The sequence below is a fragment of the Nonomuraea sp. NPDC001684 genome (assembly GCF_053596515.1).
On the sequence record NZ_JBSFGJ010000665.1, the window covers coordinates 1 to 3,687 of the forward strand.

The 3,687-nt window shown below is 72.0% G+C and carries 3 protein-coding genes and 1 pseudogene; 2 read left to right on the forward strand and 2 right to left on the reverse strand.

What is annotated here, in order from left to right; translation table 11 throughout:
* Nucleotides 1-434 (forward strand): annotated as a pseudogene (locus ACWCSD_RS49655) (hypothetical protein); the annotation flags it as partial.
* On the opposite strand, the gene ACWCSD_RS49660 reads toward ACWCSD_RS49655, so the two are convergent.
* On the reverse strand, nucleotides 400-774 hold the full coding sequence (locus ACWCSD_RS49660; protein WP_352351738.1) for a thioredoxin family protein: 375 nt from the start codon (nucleotides 772-774) through the stop codon (nucleotides 400-402). The pseudogene ACWCSD_RS49655 and the gene ACWCSD_RS49660 sit on opposite strands and share 35 nt — an antisense overlap.
* 150 nt (nucleotides 775-924) lie before the next feature.
* Entirely contained in the window at nucleotides 925-2,622 is a 1,698-nt protein-coding gene (locus ACWCSD_RS49665) for an ExeM/NucH family extracellular endonuclease (RefSeq protein WP_449926352.1), read from the reverse strand.
* 106 nt (nucleotides 2,623-2,728) lie between these two features.
* Between ACWCSD_RS49665 and ACWCSD_RS49670 the strand changes: the two genes are divergently transcribed.
* Nucleotides 2,729-3,687: pentapeptide repeat-containing protein (locus ACWCSD_RS49670; protein ID WP_449926354.1), on the forward strand; the 959-nt coding region annotated here is incomplete at its 3' end.

Consider the following 3,687-nt stretch of genomic DNA (forward strand, 5'->3'; position numbering starts at 1 on the left):
CCGCGGTTGCCGCGGCGTTCGCGCTCGGCCTGGTCGCGGCGGGCCTCGCCGGAGCGCTCATCGGCGGGCCGGGTGGGCACGGCGGGCCGGCGGGGTGGGCCGCGGTGCTGCTGGTGGTGGCCGCCTCGCTCGGGTTCCCGGCGTTCTCGCTGGCCCAGGTGGTGATCACGGCCCGGATGTCGGCGAGCTTCCCGGTGGAGCGGCGCGGCGGCGCGATGGGCCTGCTGAACCTGACGTTCTTCGTCGGCGGCGGGATCGGGCTGGGCGTGGCGGGTGCGTTGTCACGCCTGGCCGGGCTGCCCGGCACGCTCGTGGTGATCGCGCTGTTCCCGCTGGCCGCCGCCCTGGCGCGGGCCGGGCGACGCGAAGGCCCCGCCGTGCCGGCGGGGCCCGCCGGGGTCAGTTCTGCTCGGCGTTCTTCAGCTCCTCGCTGAGCTCGGCCCGGATCGCGTCCATGTCGAGGGCGCGGACCTGGCGGATGAGGTCCTCCAGGGCCGGGGCCGGGATCGCGCCGGCCTGGGCGAAGACCACGATGCCGTCGCGGATGGCCATCAGCGTGGGGATCGAGGTGATGTCGAAGCCCTGGGCGAGCGCCTGCTCGGCGTCGGTGTCGATCTTGCCGAAGGTGATGTCGTCGTGCTTGTCGGAGGCCGCTTCGAAGATCGGCCCGAACTTCTTGCACGGCGGGCACCACGTCGCCCAGAAGTCGAGCAGCACGATGCCCTTGTCGGCGATGTCGTTGAAGTTCTTCTCTGTTACTTCGATGGTCGCCACAAGTGGCTCCTCGCTCCTCGGTGAAATTGCAACCGTGTCAACCACGTACCCCCCACCAGCATTCCATGCCCTGAGGGCGCGCAACCCCGCTGCGGCGGGCGATCCGGGACGCCGGAAGGCGCGGCCCGCGGGCCGCGCCTTCCGCACGGGTCAGTGGCCGCCGGGCAGGGTCAGGCCGATCACCAGGGGGTCGTGGTCGGAGGAGCGGTAGGCGTCCGGCTGGTAGAGGCCGGGCGGGTTGAACTCGGTGTTGTAGTCGCGGATGCGCGGCTCGTCGGAGTTGATGTGCCAGATCGTGGTGCTGGTCACCCGCTTGAGCAGCTGCTTGCCGGCGAAGGCGTGGTCGAGCTCGCCGGCCAGGCCGTCGAACAGGTAGCTGTAGCGCTGCGCCTGCGGCACGAACCGCTTGGTGAGGCTGGTCAGGCCGCCGGCCTCCAGCGTGTCGATCGGGTCCTCCTCGCCGTAGGCGTTGAGGTCGCCGAGCACCAGCGGGTTGGGCAGGTCCTGGTCGCCGATGACGCCGAGCAGCGCCTGCGCCTGCTTGACGCGGGTGGGGTTCCAGCAGCTCTGGCCGTCGCCCTGGTCGGCGTCGGGGCCGTCGGCCGGGCAGCTGCCCTTGGACTTGAGGTGGTTGACGATCATGGTGAACGGCTGGCCGCCGCCCTTCCTGCGGAAGGTCTGGATCAGCGGCGGACGGCTGAACACGGGGTCCTGGGAGGCTTTGGTCTCGCCGACCGGGGTGAGCTTGCCCGGCTTGTAGATCAGGCCGACCTGGATGAGGTCCGTGCCGGGGTAGGGGTGGCTGAGCGCCGCGTACGTGCCGGCGCCGACCTCGGCGTTGACGGCGTCCACGAGCGCCTGCAGCGCGGTCTGGCCGTTGTTCTCGACCTCCATGAGGGCGACCGCGTCGGCGTCCAGGCCCTTCAGGGCGGCCACCAGCTTGGCGAGCTGCCGCTGCTGCTCGTTGGCGTTGCTCGCGCCACGCGAGCCGATGGTGGTGAACCAGTTGAGGGTGTTGAACGAGGCCACCTTCACGTTGCCCACCACCGGGAAGGGGCGCGGCGTGCGCGGGTTGGCGTCCAGGTAGGCGATCGGCTGGGTGGGCTGGAGGCGGTACTCGCCGAAGCCGTACCCGAGCACGCCGGTGACGCCGGCGGCCACGGTGCCCGCCCGCGTGACGGGCGGCAGCGTCGCCGGGTTCTCCCGGTTGGAGCCGTCGTCGATGAGCAGCGAGCGGCGCGTGTCGGCGGCGGGGTCCACGCCGGGCCGGTCGGTGGGCTGGTACAGCCGGCCGTGCGCCGACACCGTGACCTCGCCGAAGCGGCCCAGGTTGTAGTTGTCGTCCACGGTGAGCGGCTGCGGGAAGGTGAGCAGCATGTTCTCGACGGCCTCCAGGCCGTCCGCGGCCGGGGGCAGCGTGTACGGCTGCGCCGCCACGCTCCCGGTGCCGCAGACGTCCACGGCGGTGACCGGGGACAGCTCGGTCCAGCCGTTGAACTCGGTGGCCTTGCCGGTGACCAGGACGCGGTCGCCGGTCTTGACGTCCTTGACGGACTCGCGGGCGAAGACGAACAGGCCCTCGGAGGTCCTGGGGTCGGCGTCCGGCCGCGGGTCCTGGAGGAAGAAGCCGCTGAGCTGGTCGGTCCGCTGGAAGTCGCCGGTCACGATGCCTTCGACCCGTACGGTCTGGCCGGTCAGGGGGCCGGTGTCGCCGCTGCCCTGCACCTCGGCGACGCGGCGGTCGGCCGGGGTGTCACAGGGCGCCGCCGCCGTGTCGGCGAGGGCCGGGGTGGCGGTCAGGGCGCCCGCCACAAGGGCAGCGAGTGCTGCTCGGGATAAAACGCGCATGACCGGCACTTTAGAGGGATTATTGACCGCATATTTCCACACAAAAGTGGATAGAACATTAAATCATCGAACCTTGACATTGGCGGCACGCGGGTATGACCAGTGCATGGACTGGGTCACCTGCGCGTTTTCTGCTGCCTGCCCCGGAATCGCCCAACAGCCGTCCGGCCTGTGCCTGGCGCATCTGCCGGCCGAGGACCTGCCCGCCGTCCTCGCCCGGTTGTCCCCCGGCAGGCTGCTCGACCTCCGCGGCACCACCGTCAACGGCGACCTGCTGTCGCGGGTCCTGGAGGCGACGAGTTGCAGACCGGGCCGCGCCCGGCTCGACCGGGCCAGGTTCACCGGCGACGTCAGGCTGTCGGGCGTGACGTTCGCCGGGGACGTGTCGCTCGACGGAGCCAGGTTCGAGCGGCTCGCCTCCTTCTTCGGGGCCCGTTTCGAGGGCAACGTGTCGCTGGCGGCGGCCAGGTTCACGCGCGAGCTGTCCTTCCACGGCGTACGCGTCCGGGGGCACGTCTCGCTCGACCGGGCCGTGATGTCCCGCGACGCGCTGTTCGGCCAGGCCGTCTTCGAGCACGGGCTCTCCTGCGAGGGCGCCCGGTTCGACGGGTACGCCACCTTCGACGACGCCCGCCTGGGCACCGGCGCCACGTTCCGCGGGGCCAGGTTCGGCCGGACGCTCTCCTTCCGCAAGGTGCGCGGGCAGGCGGGGTTCGACTACGCCCACTTCGCCGGGGACGCCTACCTGTCGGCCTCCGGCAGGCTCTCGGCCGCGCGCGCCCGCGCCGACGGCCTGCTCGACGTGACGGTCGCGCGCTGCGGGGTGGACCTGCGGCGGGCCGAGGTCTTCGGGGCCGCCACCGTGCGGCTGACCGACTCCAGCGCCGACATGGAGGGCGCCGTGCTGCACGGGCCCGCCTCGGTGACCGGCAAGGGCCTGTCGATGCTGAGCTCGCTGCGCCAGGTGGACGCCGCCAGCCTCACGCTGACCGGCCTCGACCTGTCGGGCTGCGGCTTCGCCGGGCTCACGCACCCGGCCGGGGTGCGGGTCAGGAACTGCACGTT

Excerpts from the sequence above, each read along its gene's own strand:
- ACWCSD_RS49665 (WP_449926352.1), bottom strand. The coding sequence starts at position 2,622 with ATGCGCGTTTTATCCCGAGCAGCACTCGCTGCCCTTGTGGCGGGCGCC.